The following is a 20,087-nucleotide window of genomic DNA, read 5'->3' as shown; positions in this document are numbered from 1 at the left end:
GGCAATATTCACCACTTAAATCCACTTTTCGACACTGTATCAGGAAACAAGACCCGGAACAATCGTCCGGGTCGTGATTTTTTTAATGAAATCAACCACTTACGCCGCGTTTTGCAGCCATCCGAGCGAAAAATGGCTGCAAAAATAACGACTTGGGTCAGGCTCTCAAAGTTTTGCTTGAGACAGAAAAACTGATTACAGAATGTATCTGCTCAGATCCTCGTCACGGGACAGTTCGCCCAGCTTGCCATCGACGTAGGCAGCGTCGATCTGCAGGGTCTGCCCGGCCAGCTTGACGGCGTCGAAACTGACTTCTTCGAGCAGGCGCTCCATCACGGTGGAGAGGCGGCGCGCGCCAATGTTCTCGGTGCGCTCGTTCACGTCGGCGGCGATCTGCGCCAGACGCGTGATGCCCTCGGGAGCGAACTCCAGTGTAACGCCTTCCGTGGCCAACAGGGCCTGGTACTGCTTGATCAGCGAAGCCTGTGTCTGCGTCAGGATGGCCTCGAAATCGGCCACCGACAGGCTCTGCAGTTCGACGCGGATCGGGAAGCGGCCCTGCAGTTCGGGGATCAGGTCGCTCGGCTTGCTCAGGTGGAAGGCGCCCGAAGCCACGAACAGGATGTGGTCGGTCTTGATCATGCCGTACTTGGTGCTGACGGTAGTACCCTCTACCAGCGGCAACAGATCGCGCTGCACGCCCTGGCGCGACACGTCGGCGCCGCTGCGCTCGGCACTGCCGGCCACCTTGTCGATCTCGTCGATGAAGACGATGCCGTTCTGCTCGGCGTTCTCCATGGCCTGGGTGCGGATCTCGTCCTCGTTCACCAGCTTGCCGGCCTCCTCGTCGATCAGCTGGCGCATGGCTTCGGCCACCTTGACGCGGCGCGTCTTGCGCTTGTCCTGCCCCATGGCGCTGAACATGCCCTTGAGCTGCTCGGCCATTTCTTCCATGCCGGCCGGGCCCATGATCTGCATGGCGGGCGCAGGATCGAGCAGGTCGATCTCGATTTCCTTGTCGTCGAGCTGGCCCTCGCGCAGCTTCTTGCGGAAGGCCTGGCGCGTGGCGTTGTCAGTGGAGCTGGACGCGACCGGATACTCGCCCACCGGGCGCGCGGGCGGCAGCAGTGCATCGAGAATGCGCTCCTCGGCGGCGTCCTCGGCCTTGGCGCGCATGCGGCGCATGGCCTGCTCGCGCGTCTGCTTGACCGACACTTCGACCAGATCGCGCACGATGGAGTCCACATCCTTGCCGACATAGCCGACTTCGGTGAACTTGGTGGCCTCGACCTTGATGAAGGGTGCATCGGCCAGACGTGCCAGGCGGCGGGCGATCTCGGTCTTGCCGACGCCGGTCGGGCCGATCATCAGGATGTTCTTGGGCGTGATTTCGGGGCGCAGCTTCTCGTCGACCTGCTGGCGGCGCCAGCGGTTGCGCATGGCGATGGCGACGGCGCGCTTGGCCTGGTTCTGGCCAACGATGTGGCGGTCGAGTTCGGAGACGATTTCCTGGGGGGTCATGGAGGACATGGTGCTAGCTCAGGCCGGGAAGTCCAGCGTTTCGATCGTGTGGTTCAGGTTGGTGTAGATGCAGATGTCGCCGGCAATCCGGAGCGACTCGCGCACCACCTGTTCGGCGGACATGTCGGTGTGCTCGATCAACGCGCGGGCAGCCGACTGCGCATAGGCGCCGCCGGAGCCGATGGCCACGATGCCCAGTTCGGGTTCGAGCACGTCGCCATTGCCGGTGATGATGAGGGAGGCTTCGCGGTTGGCCACGGCCAGCATGGCCTCGAGCCGGCGCAGCACGCGGTCGGTGCGCCAGTCCTTGGTCAGCTCGACGGCGGCTCGCGTGAGATTGCCCTGGTATTTCTCGAGCTTGGCCTCGAAACGCTCGAACAGGGTAAAGGCGTCGGCGGTGGCGCCGGCAAAGCCGGCCAGCACCTGGCCGTTGTAGAGCTTGCGCACCTTGCGGGCCGAGCCCTTGACGACAATATGGCCTAGCGTGACCTGGCCGTCGCCGCCAATGGCGACCTGCAGGCCCTGGGGCGTCTGGCGACGCACGCTGAGAATGGTGGTTCCGTGATACTGTTCCATGGCGACTCAGATGGGGATGACCGCCCGGCTTTGCAAGCGCGCAGGCGGTGATCTTTCATTCTGGACGCGCAGTGTGACAGTGGACGGACACAGGCGCAGTCAACGTACAGGGCCGCACCAGCTCGACGCCCGTACCGTCTTTAAAAACCGGGAAAGCCCCTCTGGCAGCGCCATCCAGGGCCGGGGCAGCCGTCTGGCTCAGTCCCCGAACAGCTTCTGCTTCATCTCGCGGCGCTGTTGCGCCTCGAGCGACAGCGTGGCCGTGGGGCGCGCCAGCAAGCGGCCGATGCCGATCGGCTCGCCGGTTTCGTCGCAGTAGCCGTAGTCGCCGGCGTCGATCAGCGCGATGGACTGCTCGATCTTCTTGAGCAGCTTGCGCTCGCGGTCGCGCGTGCGCAGTTCGAGCGCGTGCTCTTCCTCGATGGTGGCGCGGTCGGCCGGATCGGGCGTGACCACGGCGTCTTCACGCAGGTGCTCGGCGGTCTGGCCGGCATTGCTCAGGATATCGTCCTTCAGCAGCGTCAGCTTGTGGCGGAAGAAGGCCATCTGCGCGTTGTTCATGTATTCGGACTCGGGCATGGCCAGCACTTCGGCATCGGAGAGCTCTTCCGGAGCCTTTTTCTTCCAGTTGTTGGCGAGTTTGGCGTCTTTTTTCAGGGACGTGTCAGTCATGTCAGTCGATCGGGAACGGGAAACTGCCGCAGCGGGCTGCGGCTCTGGGTTGCCGGCGGTAAGGACGGCCTCATCAGGGGTGATACCGGCCGCCACTGCCTTCTTGCGCGGCGCTGCCTTGCCAGTGGCGGCGCGCGCAGCCGGCTTGGACTGCGAATGGGTGGCCATGGTGTCTCCCCCTTGTCTTGTTGTTGCCTCGCCTGATCGGCCGGGATGCCTGTCAGGTGGCAAATAAGCGATTTTCGCTAATTATGGGCGCTAAAAAAGCAGGGATTGTATGGGTTTTACGTGACATGTCGATGGCGCACCGCAATCCGCACGGATGCGGTGCGGTATGTCACACCTCGCACTGCTTCAGACCCTGCTCGAGAATCTCGCGCGGCAGCTCGACGCCGATGAACACCATCTTGCTCTCGCGCTGTTCGTCCTTGCCCCATTCCGGGCCCAGGTCGCTGCCCATGAGCTGGTGCACGCCCTGGAAGATCACCTTGCGGTTGGTGCCCTTCATGTCGAGCACGCCCTTGTAGCGGTACATCTTGGGGCCGTAGATCTGCACGATGGCGCCGAGGAAATCCTCCAGCTTGGCCGGATCGAAGGGGCGACGCGCGCGGTAGACGAAACTCTTCACGTCGTCATCGTGGTGATGATGGTGGGCGTGGTGGTGGCCCTTGTGGTTGCAGGGCTCGTCCTTGGCGTGGTGGTGATCGCAATCGTCGGCGTGCTTGTGGCCGTGGTGGTTGCAGGCTTCGCCTTCGGCATGCTGGTGATCGCAGTCCTCGGCGTGCTTGTGGCCGTGATGGTTGCAAGCCTCTCCTTCCGCGTGGTGGTGATCGCAATCCTCCGCGTGCTGGTGGCCATGGTGGTTGCAGGCCTCGCCTTCGGCGTGGTGATGATCGCAGTCGTGCGCATGGCCGTGGTGGTGATGGTCGTCGGCCTCCATGAACTCGGGATAGATCTCGAGCGCGGCATTGAGGTTGAAGCCGCGCAGGTCCAGCACCTCGTTCAGCGGCACTTCGCCGAAGTGCACCACCTTCTGCGGCGCACGCGGGTTCATGGCGCGCAGGCGGTTCTGCAGGTCGAGCAGTTCCTGCTTGCTGACCAGATCGGCCTTGCTGATGAACAGCTGGTCGGCAAAACCGACCTGGCGCTGCGCTTCCAGGCGCTCGTCGAGCTGGTGTTGCGCGTGCTTGGCATCGACCAGCGTGACGATGGAATCGAGCAGGTAGCTCTCGGCGACTTCGTCGTCCATGAAGAAGGTCTGTGCCACTGGGCCGGGATCGGCCATGCCGGTGGTTTCGATGATGACGCGCTCGAAATCGAGCAGGCCCTTGCGCTTCTTGGCGGCCAGCAGCTGCAGCGTGGCGCGCAGGTCGTCGCGGATGGTGCAGCAGACGCAGCCATTGCTCATCTGGATGATCTGCTCCTGCGTGTCGGACACCAGGATCTCGTTGTCGATGTTCTCTTCGCCGAACTCGTTTTCGATGACGGCGATTTTCTGGCCGTGCGCCTCGGTCAGCACGCGCTTGAGCAGCGTGGTCTTGCCGGAGCCGAGGAAGCCGGTGAGGATGGTGGCGGGGATGAGGGCCATACTTGTTCAACCATACGCACAGCCTTAGGCTGCACAAGAATTAGATAGATGTCGGGTGCACTGCCCTGACAAGAAAAAGCCATTGTATTGACAACATGGCAACCTTTTGCAGCCATGGACATGCCGGAGATGCGTCAAGCTTGATTCCACCCTGCATCGAAATAGTCGCTATCCACATGCTGGATGGCAATGGTTTTGACCGTGGCAACGCCGACACCATGCTCCACCATTAGTCGGGCCAGTTGTGGTCCATCGATCAGAACCACTTTCTGATTCTGGAGACGCGTCGCGAACTCGCGCGCATCCCGGGAAAATCCAGCGCTGGTAATGAATACCCCCTTGACGGCGCCAGCTCCTGTCAATGCGCCCAGGAACTGCTGCACTTCCGGTCGTCCCACGTTCTGCTCGGTATAGCGTTTGGCCTGGACATAAATCGAACTCAAACCCAGCTTGTCCTCGTGCACCAGCCCGTCAATACCTCCATCGCCCGTATATCGGGTGACATGACCTGATGATTCATCAAACCCATAGCCCATGGCCAGCAGCAAATCGACCACCAGACGTTCGAACTGCTGGGGTGTAACCTGCTTGACGCGCTCCAATACATCGGCGCGCAACTCCGTAGCCAGGGACTCGACTGCTGCATCCAGCGCTTCTTCTGGCGGCACGGGTGGAATACCCTGCTGCACCTCGGAGGAGAACGCTAGAGATGGTTGAGGCAGCTCAATGAAATCTCCCCCAGCGTTTACGAGTCGCCTTCCAACGTCTGTTATCTGGACCATGCCCCGATCTGGAATCGAGATAGCGCCATCATCTTTCAGGTGCTGCCGCGCCCAGCGCACCAGATTCTCGAACTTCAAAGCACCCGAAGCATGTCGTACCGCCAGGTCTTCAGGGCTCAACTGGAATCGATTCGCCAGTTCCGGCACGGTCTCACGCAACAATCGCGGACGACCGTCCTGCAACACCTCAAGCAAGCCCTGCTTAATGACACTGACTTTCGGAATTGTCATGAATCAGAATCCTTTTTTACTTTCGCTCTGGGATGCGCCGCATCGTAGACCTTCGCCAGATGCTGGAAGTCCAGCCGCGTGTAGATCTGCGTGGTGCTGATGTTGGCATGGCCGAGCAGTTCCTGCACCGCGCGCAGGTCGCCGCTGGATTGCAGCACGTGGCTGGCATAGGAATGACGCAGCATGTGCGGGTGCACGGGGGTGGCCAGGCCGGCCTGCTGGCTGCGCTGGCGCAGCTTCTGCCAGATGGACTGGGCGGTGAGGCGGGTGCCGTTGCGGCCGATCAGCAGGGCCGGCGTGCGCTGCGCCACCGGCAGCGCCGAGCGGGCCTCCAGCCAGGCGCGCGCCGCGGCGATAGCCTGGCTGCCGAGTGGCACGCTGCGGCGCTTGCTGCCCTTGCCCAGCACGTGGGCCTGGGCGTCGTCCAGATCCAGCCAGCCGCGGGCGTCAGGCCCGGCGGCGGCATCCAGGCCGACCAGTTCGCCGACACGCAGGCCGGCGCCGTAGAGCAGCTCCACTATCAGGGTATCGCGCAGCTCCTGCCAGCCGCTGTCAGCATCCGGCCTGGCTGCCACCGGCTTGTGGAAATCCGCCAGCTGCATCGCGGCATCGACCGGCAATGCCTTGGGCAGCGGCTTGGGCGCCTTGGGCGCACGCACACCCTCGATCGGGTTGTGCGCGATCAGGCGCTCCTGCGCCAGCCAGTGGTAGAAGCCGCGCCAGCCGGACAGGATCAGCGCGATGCCGCGCGGACTGCGGCCCTGGCTGTGCATGGTGGCGATCCAGCGGCGTACGTGGGCAGATTGCACCTGCACCAGCCTCTGGCCGGCGGCGGCGGCAAAGTCCTGCAGCTTGTGCAGGTCTTCCTGGTACAGGGTGACGGTGCGCGCGGCCAGGCGCTTCTCGAAGCGGACGAAATCCAGGTAGCGCAGCACCAGCGGATCGGCGACGAGGTTTGCGTCGGGACTGGCAGGGGCTTGCGCGGGGGACATGACGTGCTTGAGCGACGATGAGCCCGGTTACCGGCTCTCGCTCGTAACGCTCTCTACCGGTTCCATGGTGGGCGCTGTCCCTGCGCCGTCCGCGGCTCCGGAGGAGGCGTCCCCAACAGCGGGTGCGACAGCCGCCATCCGGGCCGCACCGGCCGCGACGGTGGCATCGGCTGCCGGCGCGGCTTCTGCCACGGATGGCGCCGTGCCCGTGCCGGATGGCCCCGGCGTCGTCAGCCGCGACAGCGCTGCACTGGCGATCTCGGCAATGCGCTCCAGGAAATCCGTCGCCATGTCTTCCTGATAGCGCTGGGTATCGGGCGACGCCAGCACCAGCATGCCGAAGGCCGGCGCGCGCGGCTGTCCGGCCGGGCGCAGCGGCAGCAAGGCCAGCGAGGCCGCCTGCGTGGGCTCTTCCAGCCACTTCACGGCTTCCACGCCCACATGCATGCCGCAGTACGGTGCGCTCAGGGACGAGGCGAAGTTGCGCGCATCGGCGCTCACGCCCTGGGCGAAGGGCTGATCGGCAAATTCGGGCGTGACGCCCCAGACGCGCAGCGCCGCCTGCGGCACCATGAACACGTCGCGCATGTCGTTGCAGATCTTGCCGGGCAGCGCGTTCAGGTCGTGCTCCAGATACAGGCCGGTGGCCCATTTAAGCAGGCGGTTGGTTGTCACACTGTTGTTGCTGCCGTGGCGGATCATTTCCACCAGGCGATGCTCCAGCACCTTGATCTTGTCGCGCAGCATCTCGGCCTGGCGCTCATGCAGGCTGACCACGCGCTGGCCGTGCGCGCTGCCCAACTGCACGGCAGACAGCAGCTCGGCATTGCGCTCGAAGAAGCCAGGGTTCTGGATCAGGAATTCGGCGATATCGCGCTCGGTAATGGGGGCAAATTCGTTGGCGTTCATGCAGGAACCTTGGAAACATCCGGAAGCCAGGGGTGGTCTGGCAGATCAATTTCACCGTGGTACACGGTGGTGGCGGGGCCGCTCATCAGCACGGGCGCATCCCCGCCCTGCCAGGCAATGCGCAGGGTGCCGCCCAGTGCATCCACCTGCACCGGCGAATCGAGCAGGCCCAGGCGAATGCCCGCGACCACGGCGGCGCAGGCGCCGGTGCCGCAAGCCAGCGTTTCGCCAGCCCCGCGCTCGTACACGCGCAGCCGGACGTGGCCGCGATCGAGCACCTGCAGGAAGCCGACGTTGACACTGTTCGGGAAGGCCGGCAAGGCCTGCACGGCGGGGCCGACAGCCTGCACCGCCGCCGCCATCACGTCGTCCACCAGCAGCACGGCATGGGGATTGCCCATGGAAACCAGCGCCACCTCCACAGGGGCGCCAATGCCGGCAGCGGACAGGTCCAGACGCCAGAGTTCGGCCTCGCCCTGCAAGCGCTGCGTCAGGCCATCGGCAACGAAGGGCAACGCGGCCGGGTCCAGACGGGGCGCGCCCATGTCCACAGTCACCAGGCCATCGGGCAGCGCTTCGAGTTCGATGATGCCGTGTTGCACCTGCACGCGGATGCGCGCCTTGTCGGTCATGCCTTGCTCCTGCACGAAGCGCACGAAGCAGCGCGCGCCATTGCCGCACTGCTCCACCTCGCCGCCATCGGCGTTATGGATGACATAGGCGAAGTCGACGCCGGGCTGCGTGGCCGGGCGCACGGTCAGGATCTGGTCGGCACCCACGCCGTAGCGGCGGTCGCCCAGAAAGCGGTAGTGCTCGGGACGCAGGTGGTAGCGGGTGCGCGTTTCGTCCAGCACGACGAAATCATTGCCCGCCCCCTGCATCTTGCTAAAGGGAATTCGCATCACGGCATTATCAATCAAGGCATGGCGCTGCGCCGGGGCACCACAGTTTGTGGCATAGTTTTCAGCTGTCTTTACCAGAAGTATTCATGCCATGCCCCGCCCCAGCCAGCAACTCCATCCCGCAGTCCCGACCCTGAACCCGCGCCTGGCCGCCACCGTGCTGCTGCTGCGCGATGGCCCGCAAGGCATGGAAGTGCTGATGACGCGGCGATCGGCCAAGGCCAGCTTTGCCGCCAGCCTGTATGTGTTTCCTGGCGGTGCCGTGGATGCCGCCGATGCCGAAGCGCCGAAACAGCCGGGCCTGGTGCACCAGCGCAGCGGCCAGGGCGGCGAGCAGCTGACCTGGGCCCTGGCCGCGCTGCGCGAGAGTTTCGAGGAAGTGGGTGTGCTGCTCGCCCGTCGTGCCGATGGTTCGCCCGCCACACAGGTGGAGGTGGACCAGCTCGATGCCAGCATCGGCCGCCGCAACACGGCCGAGGCCTTCTACCAGGCCTGCGCGCAGATGGGCCTGCAGCTGATGGTGGACCAGGTCTTCGTGCTGGCACGCTGGATCGGTCCGCTGGACATTCCCAAACGCTTCGACACGCCTTTCCTGGTCGCGCGCATGCCGGCCGGCCAGACCGTGCAGACGGACGAGCACGAGCAGTTCCAGGCCCGCTGGGTCCGTCCTGCCGAAGCGCTGGAACTGCATGAGAAGAAGCAGTTCGCCATCATGTTCCCGACCGAGCGTACGCTGCGCCGCATTGCACACTTTGAAACGGTCGATGCCCTGCTCGACGCCTGCAGCGAGGAGCCCCTCTGGACCTACTGCCCGCGCGGTGCCCTGGACAACGGCAAGGAGGCCCGCATCGTCAACGATGAACTGGCCTTTGGCGAAATCGGCCTGGTCACGCCGCACGGTCAGGTGGCGCACACGCTGGAATGGCAGCACGAGCGCCCCGTGCCGCTGCTGCGCAACGTCCGGCGCCTGACCGCACCCAACGCCAACCGCATGACGGGCCCCGGCACCAACAGCTACATCGTCGGCACCGAGGCCAGCGGCTACGCGGTGATCGATCCCGGCCCGGCACTGGATACGCACCAGCAGAAGCTGCTGGAGGCCACCGGCGGCGATGTGCGCTTAATCATCTGCACGCACTCCCACCCCGACCACAGCCCCGGCGCCGTGCTGCTGCAGCAGCTGTGCGCCATGATGGCCGAGAAGCCCACGCCGCCGATCTATGGCGTGCCGCACGGCCCGGATGCGCGTGCCGACAGCCAGTTCCTGCCGGATGAAGTGCTGGCGGACGGCCAGACCCTGCTGCTGGAAGAGCCGGACGGCACCCGGCACACGCTGCAGGCCATCCTCACGCCCGGCCATACCGCCAACCATGTGTGCCTGGCGCTGCTGGAGGACGAGCTGCTATTCAGCGGGGACCACATCCTCAATGGCAGCACCACCATCATCGATCCGCCGGACGGCAACATGGGCGACTACCTGGCCTCGCTGGACAAGCTGGAGCGCGCCTGCGAGGAGCAGGAGCTGGAGTTCATCCTGCCGGCGCACGGCTATGCGATGCAGCATGCCACCACCGTGATCGAAGGCCTGCGCGCGCACCGGCTGGCGCGCGAGGCGCGGGTGGCGGCAGCCATGGAACAGCTGCCGGATGGCGCGCCGGAGGATTGGGTGCCGCTGGCCTACTCCGACACGCCCGAGGCACTGTGGCCGCTGGCGCGGCGCTCGCTGATCGCGCATGTGGAGCATATCCGCGCCAAGCGGGGCGAGGCGTAAGGCTACTTCGGTGTGCGCGGCTTTCTGCCGCATCTGACGCGCGGGTGGGCCCAGCTTAGGCCGTGCCCCCGTGGCGGGCCTGCTGCGCCTCGCGCAGCCAGCGTGCCAGCGGCCCGATACGCAGGGGCAGCTGCTCCAGCAAGCCGCCAAACCATTCGGAGGCCAGCACCTGGTATTCGTTGCAGCGTGCGGCCGCAATCGCATCGCCCTGCACCATGGCCGTGGCGGGGTGGCACATCAGCACATCGCCGTGCCGGGCGTGCAGCAGCCAGGCGCCGAGTAGCTGCTGGTAGCGCACGCCGTCGCCCTGGAAATCGTACACACCCGACAGCGCCCGGTTGGTGGCAAAGCCGTAGGTGGTGGCCATGCGCCGCAGGGCCGGGCGTCCCAGTGCGGCAATCACCGCCGCCTTGAACGCGTTGGCGACCCCGGCGCTCAGGCCCAGCGCCGGCCGGGTGTCGCGCAGCCAGGGGCGTTGTGCGGGATCGGGGTAACGTTGGAGCAGTTCGTCCAGCAGGGCCTCGCGCACCATGGGCAGCTGGTGCACATGCTGGTGGCCGTCGACAAAGGCCGGGGGCTGCTGCCAGGCCCGTTCGAAGGCATCGAGCTGGCGCCTCACCTCGCTGGCCAGCCAGGACGGATCGAGCCGGCGTGTATAGCTCGCCACGATCAACTGGCGCAGCGGCAGCTTGGCGCGGCTTTCGCTGGCCAGCGCCGCTTCGGTCAGGTCAAGATGCAGGCCGACGTCGATGTGGCCGGCAGGCTGGGCATGCAGGGCAGCCGCACCTGCCGTCCATGCGGGGCCGTCGACCATGGCGCCTGTGGCGCCGATGCGCCCAAGTTCCAGCAGATGCAGCACGGCATCGTTGATGGCGGCGTGCAGCCCGAAGTCGTCCACGCACAGGCAGACGCAGGGCAACGGATGCGCCATGTCGCTGCGCGGTGCGGCCGCGGCGTCGCTCGGCAAGGAAGGATCAGCACTCATTGGGCGATTGTGGCATGGGCGCCGAATTACAGCATGGAGCAGCCGGGAGCGAAGCCAGCGCAGGCATAGAATGGCCGCTTCGATCATTTTGCCCTGCTTGCTGCACCATGCTTCACCTCCTGCCCCCGCCACTGCGCTTCATTGTCGTGGGCTGCTGCGCGGCAGCCGTACACTGGGGCGTGGTGCGCCTGCTGGTGGAGGCAGGCTGGCTGCGCCCGCTGCCGGCCAATGTGCTGGGCTGGATGGTTGCCTTCGGCGTCTCGTTTGCCGGCCATGCCCTCTGGACCTTTGCCGAACACGGCGCGCCCTGGCGGCAGGCGCTGCCGCGCTTTCTTGCGGTGTCTGCCGCCGGCTTCGCGGTCAATCAGGGCGCCTATGCGCTGGCGCTGCAATGGCTGCCCTGGCGCTACGACTTGCTGCTGGCGATCGTGCTGCTGGCGGTGGCTGCGGGCACCTATGTGCTCGGCAAGCTGTGGGCGTTCCGCTCGGCGACGCATCGGCATTGAGGCCTCTCCCTGGTGGCGGGCACGTGCGGCCTACTGCAGTGTCACATCATCCGGCAGCGGATCGGGCAGATCGGGATGGACCGTGTTGGCCCCACCCGAGAGCGGATACAGCGTGTTGCGGCGCTTGCGCGGCAGGCCGCTGCCGTGCTCTTCCGACACGATGTAGACCGGCCGGCGCTTGACCTCCTCGAAGATGCGCGCAATGTATTCGCCCATCACGCCGAGCGACATCATCTGCAAGCTCGAGAACAGCAGGATGCAGACGATCAGCGTGCTCCAGCCCGACACGTGGTTGCCCCAGATGAAATAGGACAGCACGACCCAGGAGCCGTAGAGGAACGCCACCACGGCGGCGAGCAGGCCGATCAGCGTGACCACGCGCAGCGGCCAGGTGGTGAAGGCCGTCATGCCATCGATGGCGAAATGCAGCAGCTTGATGGCGTTGAAGTGCGACAGCCCGCTTTCGCGGGTGAGTGGTTGATAGGGAATGGCCACGGTACGGAAGCCCGCCCAGGCATACAGCCCTTTCATGAAACGGTTGCGCTCGGGCAGGCGGCGCAGCGCCAGCACGACCTTGCGATCCATCAGGCGGAAATCGCCGGCGTCGGGGGGTATGCCGAAACGGGCACCGCGGTTGACGGCACGGTAGAACAGGCGGGTGCCGATCTGCTTGAGCGGCTTTTCGTCCTCGCGGTGGCTGCGGATGGCATATACCACCTCGGCGCCCTCGCGCCAGTGCTGCAGCATCACCGGAATCAGGGAAGGCGAATGCTGAAGGTCGGCGTCCATGATGATGACGGCATCGCCGTGCGCCATGTCGATGCCAGCCGTGATCGCCGCTTCCTTGCCGAAGTTGCGCGAGAAATGCACGGCGCGCACCCCCCTGATCTGCTCGCTCAGGCTCGCCAGCGTGTCGAAGGTATGGTCACGGCTGCCGTCGTTGACGACGATGATTTCCCACGCCATCCCGGTGCGATCCAGTTCATCGTGCAGCATGGGCAGCAGCCGTGCGAGATTGTCCGCCTCGTTATAGGCCGGAACCACGCAGGACAGGGTGCCGGCAGACTTCGAGGAATCAGCAGAAGTGGAGGCCTTGTTGGGCATGGACAGCAATCACTGTGGGACAGGGATGTTTCATCATAGCGCAGGGCATGGCGGCTGGCCTGGCTGGGGCATTTGAACCGTCCACTGCACGGCGGTGATGCCGCCTCCGAGATTCTCGACTCGGCCGCCAACGGCCGAAGGCGGCACTGGCGGCAGCGGAACTGCGTTGCGGTATTCCACCTCGATCTTCACAGCGCCGCAGCGGGCCACCAGGTCTTGCGGCACCCACGGGCTCCAGCGGTAGTTGTTGCTGAGCAGCACCAGTGGGCGCTCTGGCAGATTCAGCGAAATCGCGCCCGTTTCCTTGCTGGGTCCGATCAGCACGCGCACCGTTCCGTCCAGCGCCTTATGCACCTGCGGCGCCATGGCGGCCGCCACGCGCGCGGCATCGAAATTGCGCCAGGCGCGGTTGCGGAATCCGGACAGGCCGTAGGACGAGGTCAGCACCACCTGCAGCATGAGTAGCGCCTGCAGCACGATGAAGATGCACAGCACCGGGCGAGCCAGCACTGCCGGCCAGTCAATACGACGGGCCAGCAGCATGGCGCCTGCCATGCAGGCCGGCAGGTATGCCACACCCCAATGGCGCTGCAGCACAGAGCCGAACAGCAGACCCATCAGCAACATCAGCAACAGAGGCAGGCCGCCCCAGGCCAGCAGAAAGAAGGCCGGACTGACAGGCGTTTTGGCCTGGGTGGAAACCACGCCGACGGCTGAGGGGCTTGCGCCGGAGGGGCGGCGCCGGCGCCAGAGCCAAACGCCCAGTCCCAGCAGCAAGCCGGAGAGTATGCCGCGCGTCAGCAGTTGCTCGACCAGCCACAGCAGACTGCCGCCGACACCGTCCAGCCCCGCCTCGCCGGCGGCCACCGACGTGCTCATGGCATAGTCGATCGTATCGGTACCATGCTGCCACTGCCACCAGGCATGCGGCGCAAACACCAGCATGGAAATCACCCCGGCCAGGAACAGGCCGCCCAATTGCACCGGATCCTTCCAGCCGCGCGCGCGCCACCACACCAGCAGCAGCGCCGCCACCGACAGGCCGATCTGGTACTTGGCCAGCGCCCCGGCGCCGAGTGACAGTCCCAGGAGCGCCCACCAGGTCCAGCGGCGCTGTTCCAGCGCCAGCCAGGCAGCCACTGCGCTCAGTACCGTGAACAGCAGCAGCGTGGTGTTGTGGTTGTAGAAATGCAGCCGCCCGCCGATATTGGTGATACACAGCATGGCCAGCAGCGCGATGGTGGCGAACCGGCTGTCGTGCATGCGGCGCAGCAACCACCAGAGCAGGCCCAATGCACCGAGCGTGAGCGTCGCGCCCAGCACGTAGGTGACCCAGCCATGCAGGCCGAAGAGTTGCACCAGTGGCCAGAGCAGCACGGTTGTCAGCGGCGGATGCTTGTAGTAGCCCCACTCCAGCTTGCGCACCCAGATCAGCTGTTCGATGTTGTCCATCGGCGGCACCAGCACCGTGCCGCCATGCACCAGCAGCCAGAGCGCACCGTAGACCAGCAGGAACAAGCCGATCCAGCGCGCACGGATGGGCGCGCGCGCGTCGGCAATTGCACGGAGAAAGGGGAACATCATGGGCGGAGGGTCTGCCGCAAAAAATGCGCGAACCGGAAAAGAAAGTGTGAAGTCTGCCGATAAGCCGGATTCTGTGCACAGCGGTTGCCCGCTGCGTGACCGCCATTCATCTGGGCCGGGGGTCGCCCACCCGGCTCGGTGCTACCTACCCGCCAGCTCTGCGGAACCACATCAACGCTGGCCTACTTGGTATTGCTGCGCGCAGAGATTGCCCGTTTCACCCGCACTCAAGCGGCTCGTCTCTGTTGCTCTGATCCTCACCTCGCGGTGGAGAGGTGTTACCTCCTGCGCTGTCCTGTGCAGTCCGGACGTTCCTCCAGTGCCGTGTTTCCACGTTGGCACCAGCGGCGGTCTGGCAGGCTTCACGCTGCGCATTATCCCAGAGGGATGACAGCAGCGCCAGCGTATCCGATAATTGATGTTTTGCTTGATTGCCACAAGCCCATCATGATCCGACTCTCCGAAATCCGGCTGCCGCTCGACAGCAGCGATGCCGATCTGCGCCAGGCCGTGGCCGATGTCCTGGGCCTGCCCCCCGCCGACCTGGACGACGTGCATGTGCACAAGCGCAGCTTTGATGCCCGCAAGAAGCAGCTGCAGCAGGTGTTCATCGTCGATGTGACGCTGGCCGACGCCTGCAGCAGCGTGGAGGCACTGCTGCAGCGCCACGCCGGCAACGCCCACATCCAGCCCACGCCCGACATGCGCTGGTACGCCCCCGCGCACGCCCCGGCGCACCTGACGGAGCGCCCGGTGGTGATCGGCTTCGGCCCCTGCGGCATGCTGGCGGCGCTGGCGCTGGCGCAGATGGGTTTCAAGCCCATCGTGCTGGAGCGCGGCAAGACCGTGCGCGAGCGCACCAAGGACACCTGGGGCCTGTGGCGCAAGCAGGTGCTCACGCCCGAGAGCAACGTGCAGTTCGGCGAGGGCGGCGCCGGCACCTTCAGCGACGGCAAGCTCTACAGCCAGATCAAGGATCCGCGCCACCTGGGCCGCAAGGTGATGGAGGAATTCGTCAAGGCCGGCGCGCCGGAAGACATCCTCTATGTGGCCAGGCAGCACATCGGTACCTTCCGCCTGGTGAAGGTGGTGGAGAATATCCGCGCGCAGATCGAGGCGCTGGGCGGCGAAGTGCGCTTCCAGCAGCGCGTGGACGATATCGTGCGCGATGCGGGCGGCGCCTTGCAGGCGCTGCAGGTGCACGACCTTGCCCGCGGGAGCGACTACGAACTGCCGGCACGCCATGCCATCTTCGCGCTGGGCCACAGCGCGCGCGACAGCTTCACCATGCTGTTCGAGCACGGCGTGCCCATGCAAGCCAAACCCTTCTCCGTCGGTTTCCGCATCGAGCATCCGCAAAGCCTGATCGACCAGGCGCGCTGGGGCGTGCACGCCGGCCATCCGCTCCTGGGCGCGGCGGATTACAAGCTGGTGCATCACGCGAGCAATGGCCGCGCCGTGTACAGCTTCTGCATGTGCCCGGGCGGCACCGTGGTGGCCGCCACCAGCGAGCCGGGCCGCGTGGTCACCAATGGCATGAGCCAGTATTCGCGCGCCGAACGCAATGCCAACGCCGGCATGGTGGTCGGCATCACGCCGGCGGATTTTCCGCAACTGGATCCCGACCGGCCCGCCGCCGAGGCGCTAGCCAGGGCCGAGCAGCTGTCGCCGGCCGTGCTGGAGCGTGACGGCGTGGGCTCGGGCCGCAGTCCGGCGCATCCGCTGGCCGGCATCGCCCTGCAGCGCATTCTGGAGAGCCAGGCCTTCCGCATGGGTGGCGGCGACTACCGCGCACCCGGCCAGACCGTGGGCGATTTCCTGGAGCAGCGCCCGTCTACGCAACTGGGTGCGGTCGAGCCCTCCTACAAGCCGGGCGTGACGCTGACCGACCTGTCGCGCGCCCTGCCCCACTACGCCATCTACGCCATGCGCGAGGCCCTGCCCGCCTTCGGCCGCAAGATCCGCGGCTACGACTGGAGCGACGCCATGCTCACCGGCGTGGAAACGCGCACCTCCTCCCCCATCCATATCGACCGCGACCGCGAAACGCTGCAGAGTCCGGGCGTGCCCGGCCTGTACCCGGCCGGCGAAGGCGCGGGCTATGCCGGCGGCATCCTGTCCGCGGCCGTGGATGGCATCAAGGTGGCGGAAGCTTTAGCTGTCGCAATGACGAAACAGTAAACCGAATTTTTACCCCGCGTTGCGGCGCCACTCTATACAATCGCGCTTCTTTCGCATTTCTTTCCTGACCAAGGACCGTCAATGCCCCGTCATACCCTGCTGAATGGCAAGATCCATCGCGCCACCGTTACCCACTGCGAACTGCACTACGAAGGCTCCTGCGCCATCGACGAAAACCTGCTGGAAGCTTCCGGCATCCGCGAATTCGAGCAGATCGACATCTGGAACATCAACAACGGCGAACGCTTCACCACCTACGCCATCAAGGGCGAGCGTGGCAGCGGCATGATTTCCGTGAACGGCTCGGCCGCACGCCGTGCCGCCAAGGGCGACCTGGTGATCATCGCTGCCTTCGTGCAGCTGGAAGCCAGCGAAATCGCCGCGCACAAGCCGCAACTGGTGTTCGTGGACGAGAACAACCGCCAGATCGAGCTGCGCTCGCATATCCCGACGCAGGAGATGGAAGCGGCCTGAGCCTGCTTTTTTTTCCAACAGGAAGGGCTGCATCCTTGCGGGTGCAGCCCTTCCTGCTTGTGGCGTCTTCGGTGATCAGTCACCGCGTGCCGGCTAGAGCTTCTTCGCGCCCATCACGCCGAGCACCAGCATGATCAGGAACAGCACCACGAAGACGATGAACAGAATCTTCGCAATGCCGGCAGCGCCGGCCGAGATGCCGGTAAAGCCGAAAATGCCCGCAACAAAGGCGATGATGGCAAAGATGATGGCCCACTTGAGCATGATGACCTCCTGGTTGAGTGGATCGCCCGGCGCCGCTTGACGCCTGACATGCTTTCACTCTAGTTTGTCCCGTGCACAGCCTCCATCAGCGCAGGGCGCTGCCCCCGGTAGGATCACGCCGACAGGGCCGGCTCGCACCAGTGCGCGGGCAAGGCACGCGCCACCGTCACGCCCTGCCTGGCGAGGCGCTTGCGCAGGCGCAGCACGTAGCCGTCCTTGCTCAGCAGCAGGGCCTGATGCAGCAGCGCCAGGTCGATGAAGCACTGGTCATCGGCATCCTTGCAGATCACCTCGCAGCGCGGCGCCGGCTCCATCCATTGCACCCGGGCATCCATGGCGGCCAGCACGGCCTCGTTCTCGCGGCCGTGGTAGGCGGCGCGCCTGGCGATCTGCGGGTAGTGCAGCACGCGCGCCAGTTCCTCGCGCATGCGCGGCGTGGCCAGCCATTGCAGCCGGCCCTGCTGCAGCGCCTCGCGCAGCGGCACAACGGCAGGTTCCTCGAACACCAGCAGGTCGAGCACGATGTTGGTGTCGATGACGACAGGCTGCATCAGAACTCCGGCACCGGGTTCGGCCCGCCGTCCACCTGCTCGTACAGGCCGTCGTTCAGACGGAACAGCTGGGTTTCCTGCACCGTCTGGCGCTCGCCGCGCACGGTGGATACCAGGCCCTTGAAGCGGATGGAGACATCGGCGCTGGCAGCCTCGCGCGAGATCGGATGCACTTCGCCGCGCACGTCGAAGCAGCTGTGGCTGTCGATCGCGGCGCTGGCGGCGGCAGAAGCGGGTGTGGCCGGGTCCGCAGCCGCCGGGCGGCGGCGCTGGCGCGGCCCGCTGCGCTGCGGCGACAGCCGCGCATCGCAATCGGCATAGGCGGCACGGTTATTGCCGGCCAGACGCGACTGCAAGGCCAGCGCCATGCCTTCGGGTTGCAGCAGATAGCCATGCAGCCAGCTGCCGCAGGTGCCCTGCCAGCAGCTTTCGGATTCGAAGGTGAGCAGGTAGCGCTCGGGAGCCAGTTTGTAGACCTGGCTGTCGCCGGCGCTGCCTTCGTAGCCGACTGCGTCGACGTAGGGCAGGAAGCGGCTGACCTGCCATTGCTCTTCGCCGGCAGCACGCGGCTTTTCAGGGCTGTTCTTCCCGGCCGCCGCACGCGAATAGAATACGGCGCCCAGCACAGCCTGGCTGGTCTGCCTGCGCGCCGGGCGGCCCTCCCCGTCAGCCGGCACCGACTCGAACACCAGCACGGCCCGGGTGTCATTGAGGCGCACCACTTCGCGCGGGATCGTCACGACGGCAGTACGCTGCAGCGCCACCGGCAGGGGGTGGCTGGCTGCCGTCAGGGGAGGCAGCGGCGCCAGCGGCTCGCTGGCCGGCAACATGACGCTGGGAAGACGTGCCTCCTGCGCCGGCGGCAGCATCAGGTTGGCACGCCAGCGCACCTGCTGGGTGTCTATCACCTGTTGCTGGCTGCCGAAGGCGGCGTCCATCAGCGCGTTGAGATGCAGGGAACTGGCCACGCCATTGTTGGGCGGCGTCAACGCATCGCCGCTGCCGCGCTCGCAGCCTGCTAGCGACAGGGCCAATGCCAGCGCCGCAGCGGCCTGAAGCAGTCGCGCGCCCAGCCGTGTTGCCCTGCCCTGTGCGCTCACTGGCCGGCACCTCCCGGGCCGGTCACCGTGGCGTCGCCCGCGCTTGCGTCACGCGGCGCGCGCGTCTGCATGGAGCCTGCCACCAGGTCGAAGCGGAACAGGCGGCACTCGATCGGGCCGTTCCACATCGGGATCTTGCGCGTTTCCTTCAGGCGCATGCGGCGCGGCAGGTCGCGATCGGGGGTCAGCATCCATGCGGTCCAGCCGGTGTAGTGCTTCTTCCAGTGGCTGGCCAGGCGGGCGAAGAAATCGTCATCTTCGCTGCCGGCGGCCATGATGGCGCTTTCGCGGCCGCCCCGGCTGGCGGCAGCCTCGCGCAGCGTGCCGGTGCCCAGGGTGCCGCCGACGCGGTGCACGCGCGGCGCGCTGCGGGCACGCTCCTCGGCGCGCTGGCCGGCCACACCGGCCGCGGCAATGCGCTCGCCGTAGGGCGGGTTGACCAGCAGGATGCCGGGCGCATCAGTAGGCGGCATGCGCTGCAGGGCATCGCCGCCGCGCAGCTGCACGGCATGTGCCACGCCGGCGCGCTGGGCATTGCGCTGGGCAAAGTCGACCATGCGGTGCGCCACGTCGCTGCCGAACACCAGCAGCGGGCCATCGCGCAGTTCGGCGGCGCGCGCCTCCTGGCGCAACTGCTGCCAGACATGGGCCTGGAACGGCAGCAGACGCTCGAAACCGAATCGGCGCTGCGCGCCCGGCGCCATGCGGCATGCCATCTGCGCCGCCTCCACGACGATGGTGCCGCTGCCGCAGCAGGGGTCATACAGCGGCTGGCCGGTTTCGGGCCTCCAGCCGCTGGCGGCGATCATGGCGGCGGCCAGCGTTTCCTTGAGTGGCGCATCGCCCTTGTCCTCGCGCCAGCCGCGCTTGAACAGCGGCTCGCCCGAGGTGTCGATGTACAGCGCCATGCGGTCATTGGTGAGGTGGGCAAAGATGCGCACGTGCGGCCACTGGGTATCCACGCTGGGGCGGCTGCCGGCGCGGGCGCGGAAGCGGTCGGCCACGGCATCCTTGATCCTGAGCGCGGCAAAGTTCAGGCTCTTGAGCGGGCTGCGCTGCGCCGTGATGTCGATGCGGAAAGTCTGCTGTGGCGTGAACCACATTTCCCAAGCGATGGCCGAGGCGGCTTCGTACAGGTCGGCCTCGTTCTGGTAGGGCGTGCGCGAGAGCTGCACCAGCACGCGCTGGGCCAGCCGGCTGTGCAGGTTGAGCTGCAGCGCGTTACGCCAGCTGCCGTGCACCAGCACTCCGGCGCGCAGGGCCTGGATCTGGCCCGGCGGCAGTGCCGTGATGGCCGCGACTTCGTCGGCCAGATAGCCCTCGACGCCAGCGGCGCAGGGCAGGAACAGGTGCAAGGCATTCATGGGCGATACCTTACCAGACTCTGACGTTTT

The 20,087-nt window shown here is 66.0% G+C and carries 19 protein-coding genes and 1 other RNA gene; 4 read left to right on the top strand and 16 right to left on the bottom strand.

Annotation, left to right across the window (positions count from 1 at the left end; translation table 11 throughout):
- Window positions 1–195: 195 nt before the first annotated feature.
- From hslU to dapF, 8 genes are all read right to left on the bottom strand, one after another.
- The gene (gene hslU, locus KKQ75_RS11990) at window positions 196–1,530 is read right to left on the bottom strand and encodes an ATP-dependent protease ATPase subunit HslU (RefSeq protein ID WP_213362422.1); all 1,335 of its coding nucleotides are present in this window, start codon (window positions 1,528–1,530) and stop codon (window positions 196–198) included.
- Between the two features lie 9 nt (window positions 1,531–1,539).
- On the bottom strand, window positions 1,540–2,097 hold the full coding sequence (gene hslV, locus KKQ75_RS11985) for an ATP-dependent protease subunit HslV (RefSeq protein ID WP_213362421.1): 558 nt from the start codon (window positions 2,095–2,097) through the stop codon (window positions 1,540–1,542).
- A 198-nt stretch (window positions 2,098–2,295) separates the two neighbouring features.
- The gene (gene dksA, locus KKQ75_RS11980) at window positions 2,296–2,937 is read right to left on the bottom strand and encodes an RNA polymerase-binding protein DksA (protein ID WP_250131085.1); all 642 of its coding nucleotides are present in this window, start codon (window positions 2,935–2,937) and stop codon (window positions 2,296–2,298) included.
- A gap of 169 nt (window positions 2,938–3,106) precedes the next feature.
- Window positions 3,107–4,357: a CobW family GTP-binding protein gene (locus KKQ75_RS11975; protein ID WP_213362420.1), complete on the bottom strand. Its 1,251-nt coding sequence runs from the start codon at window positions 4,355–4,357 to the stop codon at window positions 3,107–3,109.
- A 134-nt stretch (window positions 4,358–4,491) separates the two neighbouring features.
- Window positions 4,492–5,370, bottom strand: a complete 879-nt coding sequence (locus KKQ75_RS11970; protein ID WP_213362419.1) for a restriction endonuclease — start codon at window positions 5,368–5,370, stop codon at window positions 4,492–4,494.
- Window positions 5,367–6,362, bottom strand: a complete 996-nt coding sequence (locus KKQ75_RS11965) for a tyrosine-type recombinase/integrase (protein WP_213362418.1) — start codon at window positions 6,360–6,362, stop codon at window positions 5,367–5,369. The genes KKQ75_RS11970 and KKQ75_RS11965 overlap by 4 nt, the downstream gene beginning before the upstream one ends.
- 27 nt (window positions 6,363–6,389) lie before the next feature.
- Window positions 6,390–7,271 (bottom strand): DUF484 family protein, encoded by an 882-nt coding sequence (locus tag KKQ75_RS11960; RefSeq protein ID WP_349772158.1) that lies wholly within the window; start codon window positions 7,269–7,271, stop codon window positions 6,390–6,392.
- Entirely contained in the window at window positions 7,268–8,173 is a 906-nt protein-coding gene (gene dapF, locus KKQ75_RS11955; RefSeq protein WP_213362417.1) for a diaminopimelate epimerase, read from the bottom strand. Before dapF ends, KKQ75_RS11960 begins: the two co-directional genes overlap by 4 nt.
- Window positions 8,174–8,264: 91 nt before the next feature.
- Between dapF and KKQ75_RS11950 the strand changes: the two genes are divergently transcribed.
- Window positions 8,265–9,944: an MBL fold metallo-hydrolase gene (locus tag KKQ75_RS11950; protein WP_213362416.1), complete on the top strand. Its 1,680-nt coding sequence runs from the start codon at window positions 8,265–8,267 to the stop codon at window positions 9,942–9,944.
- Window positions 9,945–9,999: 55 nt separating this feature from the next.
- Here the strand turns inward: KKQ75_RS11950 and KKQ75_RS11945 are convergent, their stop codons facing one another.
- The gene (locus KKQ75_RS11945) at window positions 10,000–10,929 is read right to left on the bottom strand and encodes a ChbG/HpnK family deacetylase (protein WP_213362415.1); all 930 of its coding nucleotides are present in this window, start codon (window positions 10,927–10,929) and stop codon (window positions 10,000–10,002) included.
- A 107-nt stretch (window positions 10,930–11,036) separates the two neighbouring features.
- Between KKQ75_RS11945 and KKQ75_RS11940 the strand changes: the two genes are divergently transcribed.
- The gene (locus tag KKQ75_RS11940; protein ID WP_213362413.1) at window positions 11,037–11,435 is read left to right on the top strand and encodes a GtrA family protein; all 399 of its coding nucleotides are present in this window, start codon (window positions 11,037–11,039) and stop codon (window positions 11,433–11,435) included.
- 30 nt (window positions 11,436–11,465) lie between these two features.
- Here the strand turns inward: KKQ75_RS11940 and KKQ75_RS11935 are convergent, their stop codons facing one another.
- From KKQ75_RS11935 to rnpB, 3 genes are all read right to left on the bottom strand, one after another.
- Window positions 11,466–12,539, bottom strand: a complete 1,074-nt coding sequence (locus tag KKQ75_RS11935; RefSeq protein ID WP_213362411.1) for a glycosyltransferase family 2 protein — start codon at window positions 12,537–12,539, stop codon at window positions 11,466–11,468.
- Window positions 12,540–12,572: 33 nt separating this feature from the next.
- On the bottom strand, window positions 12,573–14,123 hold the full coding sequence (locus tag KKQ75_RS11930) for an ArnT family glycosyltransferase (protein ID WP_213362410.1): 1,551 nt from the start codon (window positions 14,121–14,123) through the stop codon (window positions 12,573–12,575).
- Between the two features lie 44 nt (window positions 14,124–14,167).
- Window positions 14,168–14,487, bottom strand: an RNA gene (rnpB, locus tag KKQ75_RS11925) — RNase P RNA component class A.
- Window positions 14,488–14,570: 83 nt separating this feature from the next.
- Here rnpB and KKQ75_RS11920 point away from each other — a divergent pair.
- Together KKQ75_RS11920 and panD are read left to right on the top strand one after the other, a co-directional pair.
- The gene (locus KKQ75_RS11920; RefSeq protein WP_213362409.1) at window positions 14,571–16,304 is read left to right on the top strand and encodes an NAD(P)/FAD-dependent oxidoreductase; all 1,734 of its coding nucleotides are present in this window, start codon (window positions 14,571–14,573) and stop codon (window positions 16,302–16,304) included.
- Between the two features lie 81 nt (window positions 16,305–16,385).
- Window positions 16,386–16,778 (top strand): aspartate 1-decarboxylase, encoded by a 393-nt coding sequence (panD, locus tag KKQ75_RS11915; RefSeq protein ID WP_213362408.1) that lies wholly within the window; start codon window positions 16,386–16,388, stop codon window positions 16,776–16,778.
- 93 nt (window positions 16,779–16,871) lie between these two features.
- Here the strand turns inward: panD and KKQ75_RS11910 are convergent, their stop codons facing one another.
- The 4 genes from KKQ75_RS11910 to KKQ75_RS11895 all read right to left on the bottom strand — a co-directional run bounded on the left by KKQ75_RS11910 (window position 16,872) and on the right by KKQ75_RS11895 (window position 20,057).
- Window positions 16,872–17,042, bottom strand: a complete 171-nt coding sequence (locus tag KKQ75_RS11910) for a DUF1328 domain-containing protein (protein WP_213362407.1) — start codon at window positions 17,040–17,042, stop codon at window positions 16,872–16,874.
- A gap of 113 nt (window positions 17,043–17,155) precedes the next feature.
- A complete protein-coding gene (locus KKQ75_RS11905) occupies window positions 17,156–17,593 on the bottom strand; it encodes a putative toxin-antitoxin system toxin component, PIN family (RefSeq protein WP_213362406.1) in 438 nt (145 codons plus the stop codon).
- Complete coding sequence (locus KKQ75_RS11900) at window positions 17,593–18,693, bottom strand: hypothetical protein (RefSeq protein WP_213362405.1); 1,101 nt, start codon at window positions 18,691–18,693, stop codon at window positions 17,593–17,595. Before KKQ75_RS11900 ends, KKQ75_RS11905 begins: the two co-directional genes overlap by 1 nt.
- A complete protein-coding gene (locus KKQ75_RS11895; protein WP_213362404.1) occupies window positions 18,690–20,057 on the bottom strand; it encodes a THUMP domain-containing class I SAM-dependent RNA methyltransferase in 1,368 nt (455 codons plus the stop codon). The genes KKQ75_RS11900 and KKQ75_RS11895 overlap by 4 nt, the downstream gene beginning before the upstream one ends.
- Between the last annotated feature and the right edge of the window lie 30 nt (window positions 20,058–20,087).

The sequence above is a fragment of the Brachymonas denitrificans genome, assembly GCF_907163135.1.
Lineage (GTDB): Bacteria > Pseudomonadota > Gammaproteobacteria > Burkholderiales > Burkholderiaceae_C > Brachymonas > Brachymonas denitrificans_A.
The sequence above is the reverse complement of the archived record's forward strand: the minus strand, read 5'-3'. Positions and strand labels throughout refer to the sequence as shown.